This is a genomic window from Planomonospora sp. ID67723 (assembly GCF_015711605.1).
Lineage (GTDB): Bacteria > Actinomycetota > Actinomycetes > Streptosporangiales > Streptosporangiaceae > Planomonospora_A.
The window spans coordinates 366649-380702 of record NZ_JABTEZ010000005.1; the positions used below are offsets into that span (position 1 = coordinate 366649).

Annotated in this window: 15 protein-coding genes; 6 read left to right on the plus strand and 9 right to left on the minus strand. The window is 73.1% G+C overall.

What is annotated here, in order from left to right; translation table 11 throughout:
* Positions 1–5: 5 nt before the first annotated feature.
* Together HS041_RS32540 and HS041_RS32545 are read right to left on the minus strand one after the other, a co-directional pair.
* Positions 6–323, minus strand: coding sequence for a RuBisCO small subunit-like domain-containing protein (locus HS041_RS32540; RefSeq protein WP_196444686.1), 318 nt, complete (start codon positions 321–323; stop codon positions 6–8).
* 88 nt (positions 324–411) lie between these two features.
* On the minus strand, positions 412–1842 hold the full coding sequence (locus HS041_RS32545) for a ribulose-bisphosphate carboxylase large subunit (RefSeq protein WP_196444687.1): 1431 nt from the start codon (positions 1840–1842) through the stop codon (positions 412–414).
* 68 nt (positions 1843–1910) lie between these two features.
* Between HS041_RS32545 and HS041_RS32550 the strand changes: the two genes are divergently transcribed.
* Entirely contained in the window at positions 1911–2921 is a 1011-nt protein-coding gene (locus tag HS041_RS32550; RefSeq protein ID WP_196444688.1) for a LysR family transcriptional regulator, read from the plus strand.
* Here HS041_RS32550 and HS041_RS32555 read toward each other — a convergent pair.
* Entirely contained in the window at positions 2896–4122 is a 1227-nt protein-coding gene (locus tag HS041_RS32555) for a GAF domain-containing sensor histidine kinase (protein WP_196444689.1), read from the minus strand. The genes HS041_RS32550 and HS041_RS32555 overlap by 26 nt on opposite strands.
* Positions 4119–4778 (minus strand): response regulator, encoded by a 660-nt coding sequence (locus HS041_RS32560; protein WP_196444690.1) that lies wholly within the window; start codon positions 4776–4778, stop codon positions 4119–4121. Before HS041_RS32560 ends, HS041_RS32555 begins: the two co-directional genes overlap by 4 nt.
* Before the next feature lie 137 nt (positions 4779–4915).
* Here HS041_RS32560 and HS041_RS32565 point away from each other — a divergent pair, with 137 nt between their 5' ends.
* The gene (locus HS041_RS32565) at positions 4916–5857 is read left to right on the plus strand and encodes a phosphoribulokinase (RefSeq protein ID WP_307845552.1); all 942 of its coding nucleotides are present in this window, start codon (positions 4916–4918) and stop codon (positions 5855–5857) included.
* A 79-nt stretch (positions 5858–5936) separates the two neighbouring features.
* Positions 5937–6122, plus strand: coding sequence for a hypothetical protein (locus HS041_RS32570; protein WP_196444691.1), 186 nt, complete (start codon positions 5937–5939; stop codon positions 6120–6122).
* Positions 6123–6223: 101 nt separating this feature from the next.
* On the opposite strand, the gene HS041_RS32575 is transcribed toward HS041_RS32570, so the two are convergent.
* A complete protein-coding gene (locus HS041_RS32575) occupies positions 6224–6802 on the minus strand; it encodes a hypothetical protein (RefSeq protein ID WP_196444692.1) in 579 nt (192 codons plus the stop codon).
* A gap of 152 nt (positions 6803–6954) precedes the next feature.
* On the opposite strand from HS041_RS32575, the gene HS041_RS32580 reads away from it, so the two are divergent.
* The 3 genes from HS041_RS32580 (at position 6955) to HS041_RS32590 (ending at position 9625) form a co-directional block, all read left to right on the plus strand.
* Positions 6955–7854, plus strand: coding sequence for a universal stress protein (locus HS041_RS32580; protein WP_196444693.1), 900 nt, complete (start codon positions 6955–6957; stop codon positions 7852–7854).
* Positions 7855–8004: 150 nt separating this feature from the next.
* Complete coding sequence (locus tag HS041_RS32585) at positions 8005–8961, plus strand: TIGR03885 family FMN-dependent LLM class oxidoreductase (protein ID WP_196444694.1); 957 nt, start codon at positions 8005–8007, stop codon at positions 8959–8961.
* A gap of 106 nt (positions 8962–9067) precedes the next feature.
* Positions 9068–9625, plus strand: coding sequence for an ATP-binding protein (locus tag HS041_RS32590; protein ID WP_196444695.1), 558 nt, complete (start codon positions 9068–9070; stop codon positions 9623–9625).
* Between the two features lie 125 nt (positions 9626–9750).
* On the opposite strand, the gene HS041_RS32595 is transcribed toward HS041_RS32590, so the two are convergent.
* The 4 genes from HS041_RS32595 to HS041_RS32610 all read right to left on the minus strand — a co-directional run bounded on the left by HS041_RS32595 (position 9751) and on the right by HS041_RS32610 (position 13901).
* Positions 9751–10074 carry a hypothetical protein gene (locus tag HS041_RS32595; RefSeq protein ID WP_196444696.1) on the minus strand — a complete coding sequence of 108 codons (324 nt, stop codon included), beginning with the start codon at positions 10072–10074 and terminating at the stop codon, positions 9751–9753.
* 367 nt (positions 10075–10441) lie between these two features.
* The gene (locus HS041_RS32600) at positions 10442–11191 is read right to left on the minus strand and encodes a maleylpyruvate isomerase family mycothiol-dependent enzyme (RefSeq protein WP_196444697.1); all 750 of its coding nucleotides are present in this window, start codon (positions 11189–11191) and stop codon (positions 10442–10444) included.
* Positions 11192–11337: 146 nt separating this feature from the next.
* The gene (locus tag HS041_RS32605) at positions 11338–13161 is read right to left on the minus strand and encodes a hypothetical protein (protein ID WP_196444698.1); all 1824 of its coding nucleotides are present in this window, start codon (positions 13159–13161) and stop codon (positions 11338–11340) included.
* Positions 13146–13901, minus strand: a complete 756-nt coding sequence (locus HS041_RS32610; protein ID WP_307845553.1) for an ABC transporter ATP-binding protein — start codon at positions 13899–13901, stop codon at positions 13146–13148. The genes HS041_RS32605 and HS041_RS32610 overlap by 16 nt, the downstream gene beginning before the upstream one ends.
* Positions 13902–14054: the final 153 nt, after the last annotated feature.

A 14054-nucleotide genomic window follows, 5' to 3' on the forward strand; every position in this document is an offset into this window, starting at 1 on the left:
CCTTCTCAGGCCCGGCCCCGGTGCACGATGAAGCTGAGCGCGGTGCTCTGGCGGCCCAGACGGGAGTCATAGGCCGTGACCCTAATGTGGTCGGCGGGGTTCTCGGCGCGGCAGGCGAGGACCTTCGAGAGCGCGTGCTCCGGGTCGTCGAGGTCGAACATCGGCATGCCGTACATCTCCCAGAAGATGTTGCGCGGGCCGGGATCGCCGGTGTGCTCGACCGCCACCGAGAACCCCCGGCCCAGGGCGTAGGCGAGCTGGGCGGCGATCTCGGCGTCGGTCAGGTCGGGAAGGTAGGAGAAGGCTCCCTGGGTGATCCTCATCGGACGGGCTCCTCGTCGACAGGGGCGGGCGGGGCGGTCGCGCGGGCTCGGCGCGGTGGGGTCATCGCGCGGGCTCGGCGCGGTGGGGTCATCGCGCGGGCTCGGCGTCGGGGACGTCGGTGGAGGCGTAGGCGAACTCGACCTCTCCCCAGGTGTCGAGGGCGGCCGCCAGCTCGGGGGAGTGCTTGGCGGCGGCCCGCAGGATGTCCGGGCCCTCGGCGGCCAGGTCGCGGCCCTCGTTGCGTGCCTTGACCACGGCCTCCAGCGCCACCCGGTTGCCGGTGGCCCCGGCGGCGATGCCCTGCGGGTGGCCGAAGGTGCCCCCGCCGAACTGCAGGATCACGTCCTCCCCGAGGTGGTGGACGAGCTCGTGCATCTGCCCGGCGTGGATGCCGCCGGAGGCGACCGGCATCACGCCGGGCATCGAGCCGTAGTCCTGCTCGAACAGCAGGCCGTCGCCGGTCCCGTGGGCGGAGGCCCGGCAGGTGGTGTAGTAGCCGCGTACGGCCGAGGCGTCCCCTTCGAGCTTGCCGACCACGGTCCCGGCGTGGATGTGGTCGACGCCGAGCAGGCGGCACCACTTGGCGATCACCCGGAAGTTCACGCCGTGGTCCTTCTGCCGCGTGTAGGTCGAGTGCCCGGCCCGGTGCAGGTGGAGCAGGACGCCGTTGTCGCGGGCCCACCGCGCCATCGAGCCCATCGCGGTGAACCCCACGGTCAGGTCGATCATGATGATCGGGCTGCCGAGCTCCCTGGCGGTCTCGGCCCGCTCGTACATCTCCTCCATCGTCGCCGCGGTGCAGTTCAGGTAGTGGCCCTTGATCTCGCCGGTGCGCTCCTCGGCCCTGCGCACGGCCTCGCTCACGAACAGGAACCGGTCCCGCCAGCGCATGAACGGCTGGGAGTTGACGTTCTCGTCGTCCTTGGTGAAGTCCAGCCCGCCGCGGAGCGCCTCGTGGACGACCTTGCCGTAGTTGCGCGCCGACAGGCCCAGCTTGGGCTTGACCGTCGCGCCGAGCAGCGGCCTGCCGTACTTGCCGAGCAGCTCCCGCTCCATCACGATGCCGTGCGGCGGGCCCTGGAAGGTCTTCACGTAGGCGAGCGGGAGCCGCATGTCCTCCAGGCGCAGCGACCTGACCGCCTTGAAGCCGAAGACGTTGCCGATGATCGAGGAGGCGAGGTTGGGGATCGAGCCCTCCTCGAACAGGTCGATGTCGTAGGCGACGTAGGCCATGTACTCGCCGTATCCGCCGGACTCGTCCTCGCGCACCCGGTCCACCCGGTACGCCTTGGCCTGGTAGTGCCGGTAGTCGGTCAGCCGGTCGGTCCACACCACCGTCCACGTGGCGGTGGACGACTCGCCCGCGACCGCCGCGGCGGCCTCCTCGGGGGTGACGCCCGGCTGCGGGACGATCCGGAACGCCGCCAGCACGTCGGTGTCCTTCGGGACGTAGTCCGGGTCGTAGTAGCCGAGGGCGGCGTAGGGGACGACTCCGGTGCTCAAACGGTTGTGTGCCATGCCTTCACGGTGTGCGGATTCCGTGAAAGCGTCTATGGAGAATCCGCCGACGACTCTCAAGGAAACGCTTGACGCTCACCCAGCTGCGCACCTTCCTCGCGGTGGCCGAGACCGGCTCGGTGCGGGCCGCCGCCGAGCGGCTGTACGTCACCCAGTCGGCGGTCTCCGCCGCGCTCGTCGCCCTGCAGCGTTCCCTCGGCCTGCGGCTGGTACGGCCTGCGGGCCGGGGACTGCGGCTCACCGAGGCCGGGGAGGTGTACGCAGAGTACGTACGGCGCGTGCTCGGCCTGCTGGAGGAGGCCCGTACGGCCGCCGCCGGCGAGGCCGACCCGGAGCGCGGGCAGGTCAGGGTGGCGGCCGTGACCACGGCGGGGGAGGAACTGCTCCCCCCGCTGCTGGCCGGATTCCGGAACCGGCATCCGGGTGTGGGGATCATCCTCGAGGTGGGCAACCGGGAGCGGGTGCACGCGATGCTGGCCGGTCACGAGGCCGACCTGGTCGTGGGCGGGCGTCCTCCGGCGTCCGGGCCGTTCCGGGTGCTGGCCGTACGGCGCAACGAGCTGGCGGTCGTCGCGGCCGGGAGCGCGGTGAGCGGCTGCGACGACCCGGCCGACCGCGCGGACCCCGCCGGATCCGCCGCGCGCTCGGGCCTTGCCGCCTCCACTCCCGCCCCCGCCCCCGCCGACGCCGTGACCTGGCTGGGCTGCCAGACCTGGCTGCTGCGCGAGCCCGGCTCCGGTACCCGGGCCACCACCGAGGCGCTGCTGGAAGGCCTCGGCATCACTCCGCGCACCCTCACCATCGGCTCCAACGTCGCCGTGCGAGAGTCCGTCAAGGCCGGTCTCGGCGTCACACTGCTGTCCCGGGACGCCATGACCGAGGGCATGGTGGAGATCCCCACACCGCTGACCCCGATGCGCCGCGACTGGCATCTGCTCGCCCACCGCGGACCGCTCCCGGCCACCCCGCGGCTCCTGGTGGAGCACGTCCTGCGGCTGAGCCCGCAGTGGCGGCAACGACCGGATCCGCAGGCCGGTCACGGGACCCGGGACACTAGGCGAGGTCCCGGACCGGGATGACGACCCGCAGCAGGGTCCCGGCGCCCCGGCGGCTGTGCACCTCCAGGCGTCCGCCCAGCAGCTCCGCGCGCTCGCGCATGCCGCCCAGGCCGTAACCGGTGGGAGCGGGGCGCTCGGCCAGGCGGGAGGGGTCGAAGCCGACCCCGTCGTCCTCTATCTCCAGCTCGACGTTGCCGCTCCGCACCGCCAGGCTGATCAGGGCGGATCCGGCGCCGGAGTGCTTGGCCACGTTGGACAGCGCCTCCTGGGCCACCCGGTAGATCGCGGTCTCCACGTGCCCGGGCAGCCGGAGCGGGACGAGGTCGGCCTCGACCGCCAGCGACGGGAACGACCTGGCCAGGCTGGCCAGGCTGGCGGGCAGGCCGAGGTCGTCGAGCACGGGGGGACGGAGGCCCTCGATCGCGGACCTGGTCTCGCGGAGCGCGTCGTCGGCCAGCGCCCGCGCCCGCCCGATCTGCTCCGCCGCCACCCGCAGGTCCGTGACGGTACGGCCGCCGCCGGGCGGCGGGGTCTCCGGCGCGAGCGCGTCGAGGGCGGCCGACAGGTGGTAGGAGAGGCTGACGATGCGCTGGCTGATGCCGTCGTGGATCTCTCCTGCGAGACGGCGGCGCTCGGCCTCCTGGGCGAGGACGACGCGTTCGGCGAAGCGCTCCATGGCCTCCTCCCGCTCGGCGAGGAGGCCGTGGAGGCGGGCGTTCTCGATGGTCCCGGCGATCAGGCCGCCCACGGAGTGCAGGAGCTCCACATCGGCATAGGTGAACACCCGGTGGACACGGGTGTGCACGTTGAGGACGCCGACCAGGTGGCCGGGGCGGGCGGCGATCGGGACCGAGCACATCGAGGTGAAGTCCTCGCCCCGCAGCTCGGGGATGTACTTGTAACGGGGATCGGCGAGCTTGTCGTCGTCGATCACCACGGGCCTGCCGTGGGCCGCGACCCAGCCGGCCACCCCCTCGCCGAGGTCCAGCTCGATCTGGCCGGACAGCTCGTCGAAGGGCGGGGTGGCCCCGCGCAGGACGAGCCGCCGGCCGGTGTCGTCGAGGAGGTGGACGAAGCAGATGTCGGTCTCGGTCGTCTCGGTGATCAGTGCCGCCACCCCCTGCACGATCTCTCCGAGGTCGAGTCCGGCGGAGATCGTCTCGATGATCCGGGAGAGCAGCCGCGCCTCCCGCTCGGGGTCGGTGAGCCCGAGCCGGCTCACCGGAAGACCCCCTCGCGCAGCGCGGTGGCCACCGCGGTGACCCGGTCGCCGACGCCGAGCTTGCGGTAGATGCCGCGGGTGTGGGTCTTGACGGTCTCCTCGCTGAGCGTCAGGCGGGCGGCGATGCCCTTGTTGGTCAGGCCGGACACCATCAGCGCCAGCACCTCGCTCTCCCGCTGGGTGAGGCCGAGGTGGGCCCCCGGCCAGAACTCGCCGGAGTGCAGCCGGGCGGCGGACAGGGCGATGCGGCCGGCCAGCATCGGCGCGATCAGCACCTCCCCGGAGGCGATCCTGGTCAGTGAGGCGACCAGTTCCGTCCCGGTGACGTCCTTGAGCAGGAACCCCGAGGCGCCCAGCCGCAGGGCCTGGTAGACGTACTGCTCGTCGTCGTAGACCGTCATGAAGACCACGCGGCAGGCCGGCCGGGCACGCAGGATCCCGGCGCAGGCGTCCAGGCCGCTCTCGCCGCGGAGCCGTACGTCGAGCAGGACCAGGTCGGGCTCGTGGTCGAGAACGGCTCTGATCGCCCCGCCGGAGTCGTGAGCCTCCCCGACGATCTGCACCTGGTCCCGGTACGACTGCAGCATGGCCCGCAGACCGTCGTGGACCATCTGGTGGTCGTCGACGGTCACCAGCCGGAGGGGTGGGCTCCTCATGCGTTCAAGGTACGAAAAAGCAGGCATTTAAGGATCCCCCGGAGCATCCCCCAGTTGGGGGAAGGCCGTCCCGGAAACCCGACATACCGTCCGGATGACGCCTCAACACACCGGAATCCAGCGGAAGTGAGCCGCCCGTGCCCCACAAGCTGATGCGGATCCACCGGGCCGAACCCCTGCGCCCGGCCATGCTCGCCATCGCCGGCGACAGCGCGGCGGGGAAGACGACCGTCACCCGGGGCCTGACCGAGGCCCTGGGCGCAGACCGGAGCACCTCGGTCTGCGTCGACGACTACCACCGCTACGACCGGGCGGAGCGGTGCGGCCTGCCGTTCACCCCGCTCCACCCGGCCTGCAACCACGTCCAGATCATGGAGCAGCACCTCCAGCTGCTCGCCATGGGCCAGCCGGTCCTCAAGCCCGTCTACGACCACCGGGACGGCTCGCTGGTACGGCCCCGCCTGGTCGAACCGCGCGACCTGGTGATCGTGGAAGGGCTGCTCCCGCTCCACACCAAGCTGGCCAGGGCCTGTTTCGACGTGACCGTCTACCTCGACCCGCCGGAGCCGGTCAGGCACGCCTGGAAGATCGCCAGGGACACGGAGCGGCGTGGCTACACCCGCGAGCAGGTCCTCGCCGAGCTGGCCAGGCGGGAGGCGGACTCCTCCGCCTTCGTCCGTCCCCAGCAGCGCGAGGCGGACATCGTGGTCCGCTTCGAGCCGGCCGGGGGTGGCGCCGGCGTGCCTCTGTCGGTGACGCTGCTCCTGCGGCCCACGGTCCGGCACCCGAACTTCGCCCGGATCCTCTCCGGGGCGACCAGCTCGGCCGCCCATCTCACGCTCATGCGCGACTCCGACGGCACCCCGGTGGACGCCCTGCACATCCACGGGAACGCGGACCCGCTGGAGGCCGACGTGGTGGCCAAGGCGATCTGGCACGACCTCGGCGTGCCCGAGCCGCTGCCCGGCTGCCTGGGCCGCATGCCCGACGGCTCGCGCAACGAGCCGCTCCGCATCACCCAGCTGATCCTGCTGCACCATCTGATCCGCGCGGGCGTGTGGCGGATCCCCGGCGAGTGATCCCCGCCCCGGGCGATGTCCCGGTGAATCGCCCCGGTCAGGCTGGGTAGGCCGGAACTCTGAGAGACCAGGAGGCGCGATGAACCAGCAAGGCCAGACCGGCCCCGGCGAGCCCGAGAGGCAGGAGGACGGTTTCCCGGTCGCGGGGCAGCAGCAGTCACCGCTCTCGCAGTCGCCCGACGCCGAGCCCGAAGGGGACGCCGTCCCCGGCGAGGCGCGCGACTGGCTGCCGTCGGAGGCCCAGTCGCCCGACGACATGGAATGACCGGGACGGAGCCCCGGTAACCCGGCGGCGGGGAAGGACGGGGACGGCCGGATCGCCTCTTGCCGGCGATCCGGCGGGTGAGGCGCGGGCCGGAGCGGGACTCAGGCGTCCCAGTCGACGGCCACCTTCTCCGGGTCCTCGGCGGCGATCTTGACGGGGAGACCCGTGCCGGGCAGGGTCCGGTGCAGGTGGGCGGCGGGCACGCGGTGGCCGAGCCGCACCTCGTACGGCAGGCGCCCGTCGGCCGGGGTCACCAGCAGCACGAACCCCACGATCGGGTCGCCGTTGTCGGCGGTCATGCCGTCCATGCCGAAGGTGCCCAGCACCAGGGCGGTGCCCGGCACGCCCCGGGCGAGCAGATCGGCCGCGGACAGATGTTCCCCGGCCATCGTCCTGCCGTACCCCGCTCCGGGTGCCGTGTCCCGCGCCACGGTGAACGACTGTCCGGCGTACACGGCCTCGGCGAACCCGCCGAAGAAGGACATCGTCCGGCTGAGGGTCGAGGCGTGCAGGGCCCACGCCGCGGCGAAGGAGCCCGCGAACATCACGATCATGCCCGAGGCGAACGCCGGCACCGCCCAGACGGGTGAGGGCCACATGGACATCCCCGTGATCCCCGCCACGAGCAGGGCGGCCCCGCATCCCCCGATGCCCAGCCCCAGCTTCCCCATGCGCCCCATCGCTCTTCCCCGTTCCCAGAAGTACGGCGTGCCGTTGTGACGCCGTCAGGAAACCGGAGATCGCTTTCACCCGGGTTGCATCCCGATTGCGTGCGCGCGCAGCGGTCCCCGCCGGGCAGGGTGGGGCGTTTCCGGCTGGGTATGGCCATCCCATGGGACATGTGGTGGTGGGCGTGGACGGATCCGCGGACAGTCTCCGCGCGGTGGAGTGGGCGGTGCACGAAGCCGTGCGGCGGGGCCTCCCGCTGCGCGTGGTGCACGCCGCCTACGCGTGGCTGCACTCCCCGGCGGAGGCGGGGATCGAGGAGGTGCGGCAGTGGCTGCTCAACAACGGCCGCCAGGTCCTCGGCCAGGCCATGGCGCACGCGCGGGAGCGCGAGCCCGAAGCGGTGGTCACGGACGCCGTCGTGACCGGCGACCCCGTCGGGGTGATGGTCGCCGAGGCGGAGGAGGCGGAGCTGCTCGTGGTGGCCTCGCGGGGGACGGGCCGGATCTCCAGCCTGCTGCTCGGCTCCGTGGCGCTGAAGGTGGTCTCCCAGGCGCCCTGCCCGGTGGTGGTGGTCCGCGGGCCGGTCGAGCCGGAGAAGACGTTCGGCGAGGTGGTGGTCGGGGTGGACGGGTCGCCGGCGAGCGCCGGGGCGCTGCGGTTCGCCGCCGCCGAGGCGTCGCTGCGCGGGGCGCGGCTCCGGGTGATCCTGGCGTGGAACCTGGCCACCCCGGCGGCCGAGATGATGCCCCCGATGCTCATCGAGCTCGGCGAGGTCGAGGCCGCCTGGACCCGCGTCCTCGACGAGGCGGTGGGCTCCGTCGCGAGGAGCCACCCGGAGCTCGACATCGCCCACCAGGTGGTGACCGGTCATCCGGTGCAGACGCTCATCGACGCCTCGGAGGCGGCGGACCTGGTCGTGGTCGGGTCCCGGGGGCGGGGCGCGCTCGCCGGGCTCGTACTCGGCTCGGTGAGCCACGGGGTGCTGCACCACGCCTGCTGTCCGGTGGCCGTGATCGGCTCGCACGTCCTCTCCGGCCGGTTGGAGGACGGACAGGCGACCTGAGGACGCACGGGCTCCGGACTCCGCACCCGGGCGGGCAGGGCGACGCCCGAACGGCTCCCCTCCCGGCCGGGTCGAGGGCGCTCCCCGGGCCGTCGGCGCCGTCCCGGCGTCGTCCTGTCTGGGAAGCCGTTCTACGGGTAGCCCCGGGATATGGCGATCTACGGCTTCCATTCCTCGCACGAGCAGATCCACCCGGCCGAGCTGCTGAAGGCGGTGACCCGGGCCGAGCAGGCGGGTTTCGCGGCGGCGATGTCCTCGGACCACTTCTCCCCGTGGAGCGCGCGCCAGGGCCACTCCGGCTTCGCCTGGTCCTGGCTGGGCGCGGCGCTGCAGGCCACGGAGCTGCCGTTCGGGGTGGTCAACGCCCCCGGCCAGCGTTACCACCCGGCGATCATCGCCCAGGCGATCGGCACCCTCGGCGCGATGTTCCCCGGCCGCTTCTGGGCCGCGCTGGGCACCGGGGAGGCGAGCAACGAGCACATCACCGGCGGGCGCTGGCCGCGCAAGGCCGTGCGGACGGCGCGGCTGCGCGAGTGCGTCGATGTCATCCGGGCGCTGCTGGCGGGAGAGGAGGTCAGCCACGACGGCCTGGTGACCGTCGACCGGGCCCGGCTGTGGACCCGCCCGGAGAACCCGCCGGAGCTGTTCGGCGCGGCGGTGAGCGCGGAGACGGCCCGGTGGTGCGCGGAGTGGGCCGACGGACTGATCACCGTGAACGCGCCGATCGAGACGCTGCGCGAGATCTCCGGCGCCTACCGGGAGGCGAGCGGCCGGGGCAGGCTGGCGCTCCAGGTCCACCTGAGCTGGGCCGCGGACGACGAGACGGCTCTGGCGATCGCCTGCGACCAGTGGCGGAGCAACGTCTTCCCCCCGCCCGTCTGCTGGGACCTCGAAACGGCCGAGCTGTTCGACGCGGTGTCGGAGGAGGTGCCGCCGTCCAGGGTGGCCGAGGTGGTCAACGTCTCCTCCGACCCGGGGTGGCACGCAGCCCGGCTGAACGAGTACGCCGAGCTGGGCTTCGAGGAGATCTACCTGCACCACGTCGGCCAGGAGCAGGACGCGTTCATCGACGCCTTCGGCGCGAAGGTGCTGCCCCAGCTGCGGTGATCTCCCGGCCGCGCCCGCGGGATGAAAGTTTCACGCGTGGTTCACATGCTGGGGGGAATGTTCTACATTGGGCTGTGGGAGCGCTCCCATAGGCGAGGAGAATCCAGTGTCCCTCCAGCACAGCCCGCTCGCGGCGCCGCCGCACCCCGAGTACGCCGGGCGTCCCGGACGCACCGGGCGCGTCGGATGCCCGGGATGTGCCGGACTCACCGGCCACGTCGCCGAAGGGCTGCTGCCCGCCGTCCCGGCGAGTGTGCGCGAGGCCCGATCGATGGTCCGCCGGCGGCTCGCCGTGTGGGGAGCCGGGAACCTGGTGGACGACTGCGTGCTCGTCGTCAGCGAACTGGTCACCAATGCGATCCGCCACGGAGGAGCCCCCTGCGTCCTGCGGCTGGGCGGCGGCGAGGGCCACGTGTACGGCGAGCTCTTCGACCCGGGCACGGGCGCGCCTCGGATGCGCGAGACCGGTCCGGAGGCGACCGGCGGCAGGGGCCTGCGGATCGTCGACGCCCTCGCCGACGACTGGGGCGTCACCTGGCCGCCCTCGGGGGGCAAGGCCGTCTGGTTCGTCCTGGGCGCCTCCGTCCTGGGCGCCTCAGTCCCGTCCCACCGCCTCCAGGCCTCACCGGCCGCCGAGCACGCCTGTCGCGGGCTCGGCGCGTAGCAGCGCTCCCGCCCGCGGCGCGTTCCCGCCGGATGACGGAGCCCCCGATGACGGAGCCCCCGATGACGGAGCCCCCGATGACGGAGCCCCCGATGACGGAGCCCCGGAACGGACGCGACCGGCTCTCAGTAACCGACCGCCGTGAAAGGCGTCGGGGTGTACCACGTCGCCTGGCTCTCGGGGTGCCTCTGATCGAAGCAGTGCCCCGACAGCCGGCCGTCGACTCCGAAGGAGCCGTTGTACTCGCCCACCGAATCGGGGTTCCAGCTGACGGTCATCACTATCCTGTCGCCCTGCACCCGCCCGCTCACCTGCCCCTCGGCGCCGTTGTAGCGCGCGGTTCCGGTGAGCAGGAACACATCTCTCCGCTGCAGAGTGAACGTCACTGCGTAGCCGTTGGTCTGGTAGGCGACCCACGGCTCCCTCTCCACGTCGTATGCGCCGGCCATCGGGATACTCCTCTCCTGGTGTCCGTGCGGTCCGCAGGAGATCGGTGCCGGTGGCGGTACCGATCCGGTGCCAGGCCGTACGGCGAGGCCGCAGCCGGACCCGGCGGGAAGCCTGTGCGCGGCCGCCGTCCTCAATGCCTGCGGCCTGACGGAGTCGCCCTGCGAGCGGCCCGGTTCTGGAAGGTCGCGCCTTTCTGCCCGGTGAGCGGACCTGAGACCATCCTCCCTCCGCCGCCGTCGTGACCACAACCATGGCCGGGGCAAGACCGGATGCACCGGCCGTCCACGGCGCCCAGGGGGAGGGAGACCGGCGGTCTGACGCGCCGGACCGCGTGGCGGGTGTGACGCGCCGGGCGGAGCGCGCGGCTCAGCCCCAGGTGATCGTGGCCTTCTCCCGCCACAGGGCGAGCACGCTCCGGTCGCCCCGCACGTCGAGGCCCTCCACGCCTGCCCGGTTCCACAGCAGGAGGTACAGCCCGGTGGCGGGACCCGTGACCACGCAGTCGGCCTCGTGCAGGCCCTGCGTGATGGTCCGCCCGTCCGGCTCCACCCGGATCGTCCAGGCGGTCGGGTGGTCGGTGGCCTGTACGGCCAGGCTGACCGGCGGGTCGGAGACCAGCCGTCCCCGGCGTCTGGGGAGGAAGCCGCCGAAGAGCTCGTCGACGCCGTCGGCCGCGAGGGCGGGGTCGAGCGATGTGACGTCACCGGCGGCGGACTCGGCGTCGATCCGGTGGATCGCGGTCTCGTGCGCCTGGCGGCGGGCCCAGAACGCCAGAGGGGAGGGCGCCCGCAGGAAGGTCCAGCACGTCACGCCGGGATCGGCGTCCTCCAGCGTCCGCACCAGCGCGCCGTGGCCCGCGCGGAACCAGTCGAGCAACCCGTCATCGTCCGGGGCGGAGAAGAACGCCGCCTTCTCGTCGTCGGCGAACGGCTCCGCCCTCGCGGTGGCGACGTGCGCCGCCGCCCAGCGGTGCACGCCGCCGACGTGGCCGAGCAGGTCCCGCACCCGCCAGCCGGGGCAGGTCGGCACCGGGGCGTCCAGCCCGGCCCGCGCCGCCGCCTCCACCAGCCGAGAACCGGCATCCTGCAACGCGACTACATGATCACTGATCTTCATGGTCGGATTGTCCCAGCCGCTCCGGTGCGGTGACCAGCCGTACGGCGCGGACCCCGAAGAACCGGCGGGGAGGCACGCCGCGGAACCACCTGATCGGCGGGTGCTTCCCGCACGGGGGCCAGGGATCCCGGAGCCGGAGGAGACGGTCAGGTTCTGCGGCGGTAGGGGATCCACAGGCCCAGGCCGTAGAGGCCGAGGCCGAGCAGGACCATGAAGGCGATCGTCGGCCACTGGAGCCCGTCGGGCAGGTGGAGCGCGAGGAACCAGCTCCGGTTCTCGGTTCCGCCGGCCTTGAGGACGCCGGCCACGATGCCCTGCGGGAAGAGCGGGACGGCCCCGATCGACCAGCAGATCACCGTGATGATCTGCTCGCGTTTCGGCAGGTGGTCGAGGCTCATCCAGCGGCCCGGCCCGGTGGCGGCGGCGGGCCGCTTGCCCGTGCGCATCGTCTGCAGCAGGTCGGGCCCGTGGCTGTGCAGCCGCCGCTGGGCGAGCAGTCCGAACCCCCAGAAGGACAGCGCGCCGGTCACCACGCCGACGGCCACGCCCGCCCAGCCGTACAGCCAGGCCGCCAGCGCGGCCGGGGCCCCGGTGAGCGCCACCAGCGCCAGGACGGCGTAGGCCAGGCCGGTCATCGCGCCGTCGTCCTCGCTGACGCGCAGCGGGTTGCCGCCGCGCCGGTGCGGGTCGGTGCCGGGGACGAGCGCGTAGACCGAGATCAGCGGCACGATCCCGGCGCCGCCGCCGAGCAGCGCGGCCGTGAGCGCGAGCACCGCCGGTTCGAAGCCGCCGACCGCGGCGGAGAAGGCCAGCGTCACCGCCACCGCCACCGGGCCGACGACCAGCAGCCAGGCCTGCTGCCTGCCCCGCACGTCGGCCGCGCCCGGGGCGACCAGGGTGAGCCAGAGCGCGGTGCCGTCGGCGCCGTAGAGGTTGGCCGACATGGCCGCGGCCATCAGGACGAAGATCGGTCCCGCCCAGGGCAGCATGCCGTGCACGCCCAGAAGCAGCGGGGCGGCGGCGAAGAACACGCCGTAGGCGAGGGCGAAGGTCAGCTGGTGGGTCCGGACCAGGTCGCGCGACCAGACGCGCAGTTCCTTGGCGACCACCGCGCCCGACGCGGTCGAGGCCGTGATGGGCCGCCGGCCCCGGGCCGAGGCCCTGGCCGAGCCCGCGCGCCGGGTGAGCAGGGCGGCCCAGGCGGCCAGCAGCAGCGCGACGAGCACCGCCAGCGCGCCCAGAGTGAGGGCCGCGCGGCCCCAGGATCCGGCGACGGCCGCCTCGACCGCGGCCAGCCCCCAGCCGGACGGCAGGTAGCGCAGCGCGGCCGAGGCCTCGGGCGTGATCCCGCCGGCCTGGCCCAGCGCCACCGCGAAGACCCAGCCCTGGCCGAGGGCGGCCAGGATGGCGCCGTTGACGAGACCGGCGCCGACCGCGCCCACGCGCGAGCGCAGGGCGAGGCCCAGTACGGCCACCGCGACCCGCGAGAGCAGGACGAAGACGGCGAGTTGCAGGAGCATCGCGGGGAGGGCCACCACGACGGCCGCCGGGCTCTGCCGTACGCCGAAGACCGCGAGCCCGGCCAGGGCGAGCAGGCTGATCACGGGGGCGATCCCGACGAAGGCTCCGACCAGCAGGCCGGAGGCCAGGCGCCGCGGGGGGATGCCGAGGAGGGTGAAGTACTCCGGGCGGAGCGTCTCGTCGCCGCCCCCGGAGAAGACCGGGCCGAAGATCCAGCCGAGCATCCAGATCGCGTAGGCCGCGGCGAGCAGATCACCGGTCCGGAACGCGGCGAACAGGGTGCCACCCGCCAGCACGAGCCCGAGCACGCCGCCGATCACGATGGAACCGGACTTCTGGCCGCTCATCGAGTTGCGCAGCACGGCCAGCTTCATGCCGGCCATCGTCAGGGAGGTCGTCAGGGAGGTGGCCGCGGAGGGCGTCACGGAGGCGGTCATCGCGACAGCCACGACAGCGCCTTGGCCCCGGCGCCGGGCGCCCCGACGAGATCGACGAAGGTGTCCTCCAGGGAGCGCTCGCCCCGGACCTCCTCCAGCGTCCCGGCGGCGGCCACCCGGCCGGCGTCGATCACGCCGACGTGGTCGCAGAGCTGCTCGACCAGGGCCATGACATGGCTGGAGAGCACGATGGACCCGCCCCCCGCCACGAAGCCGCGCAGGATGGTCTTGATCGTGGCGGCCGAGACGGGGTCGACGGCCTCGAAGGGCTCGTCGAGCACGAGCAACCGGGGGGCGTGCAGCAGCGCGACGGCGAGCCCGATTTTCTTGCGCATGCCCGTGGAGTACTCGATCACGAGGGTTCTCTCCGCCGCGTCGAGCTCCAGCACCGAGAGCAGCTCCTCGGCACGCTCGGCGACGACCTCCTTCGGCAGGCCGCGCAGCAGGCCGAGGTAGGTGAGCACCTCACGCCCGGTCAGCCGCTCCGGCATCGCCATGCCGTCGGGCAGCACGCCGACCAGCGACAGGGCACGGGAGGGGGCGGACCAGACGTCCGCGCCGAAGATCCGGGCACTGCCGGCGTCGGGGCGCAGCAGCCCGACGGCCATGGACAGGGTGGTGGTCTTGCCGGCGCCGTTCTGCCCGACCAGCCCGTAGAACGAGCCCTGGGGAACGGTCAGGTCGACGTGGTCGACGGCTGTCTTCTCACCGAAGGTCTTGGACAGGCCGACGATCTCAAGTGCTGGGGTCACGAGGGGAGGTCTCCCGGGCCGCAGGTGTGCACACCGGGCCGAATAACGAAGTTCAACGGGCGGGCCAGGAGATTCGATCATGCGGAACCGCGCGGAGTCCATACCTCCGGCGGCGATCGGGTGCCTGCGGACATGTGCCCGGCCGGTCGCGGA

What these genes read in the sequence shown, in the direction of transcription:
- HS041_RS32595 (WP_196444696.1), bottom strand. Translation starts at nt 10,074, where the DNA reads ATGGCCGGCGCATACGACGTGGAGAGGGAGCCGTGGGTCGCCTACCAG.
- HS041_RS32575 (WP_196444692.1), bottom strand. Translation starts at nt 6,802, where the DNA reads ATGGGGCGCATGGGGAAGCTGGGGCTGGGCATCGGGGGATGCGGGGCC.
- HS041_RS32600 (WP_196444697.1), bottom strand. Translation starts at nt 11,191, where the DNA reads ATGAAGATCAGTGATCATGTAGTCGCGTTGCAGGATGCCGGTTCTCGG.
- HS041_RS32570 (WP_196444691.1), top strand. Translation starts at nt 5,937, where the DNA reads ATGAACCAGCAAGGCCAGACCGGCCCCGGCGAGCCCGAGAGGCAGGAG.
- HS041_RS32580 (WP_196444693.1), top strand. Translation starts at nt 6,955, where the DNA reads ATGGGACATGTGGTGGTGGGCGTGGACGGATCCGCGGACAGTCTCCGC.
- HS041_RS32540 (WP_196444686.1), bottom strand. Translation starts at nt 323, where the DNA reads ATGAGGATCACCCAGGGAGCCTTCTCCTACCTTCCCGACCTGACCGAC.
- HS041_RS32545 (WP_196444687.1), bottom strand. Translation starts at nt 1,842, where the DNA reads ATGGCACACAACCGTTTGAGCACCGGAGTCGTCCCCTACGCCGCCCTC.
- HS041_RS32585 (WP_196444694.1), top strand. Translation starts at nt 8,005, where the DNA reads ATGGCGATCTACGGCTTCCATTCCTCGCACGAGCAGATCCACCCGGCC.
- HS041_RS32560 (WP_196444690.1), bottom strand. Translation starts at nt 4,778, where the DNA reads ATGAGGAGCCCACCCCTCCGGCTGGTGACCGTCGACGACCACCAGATG.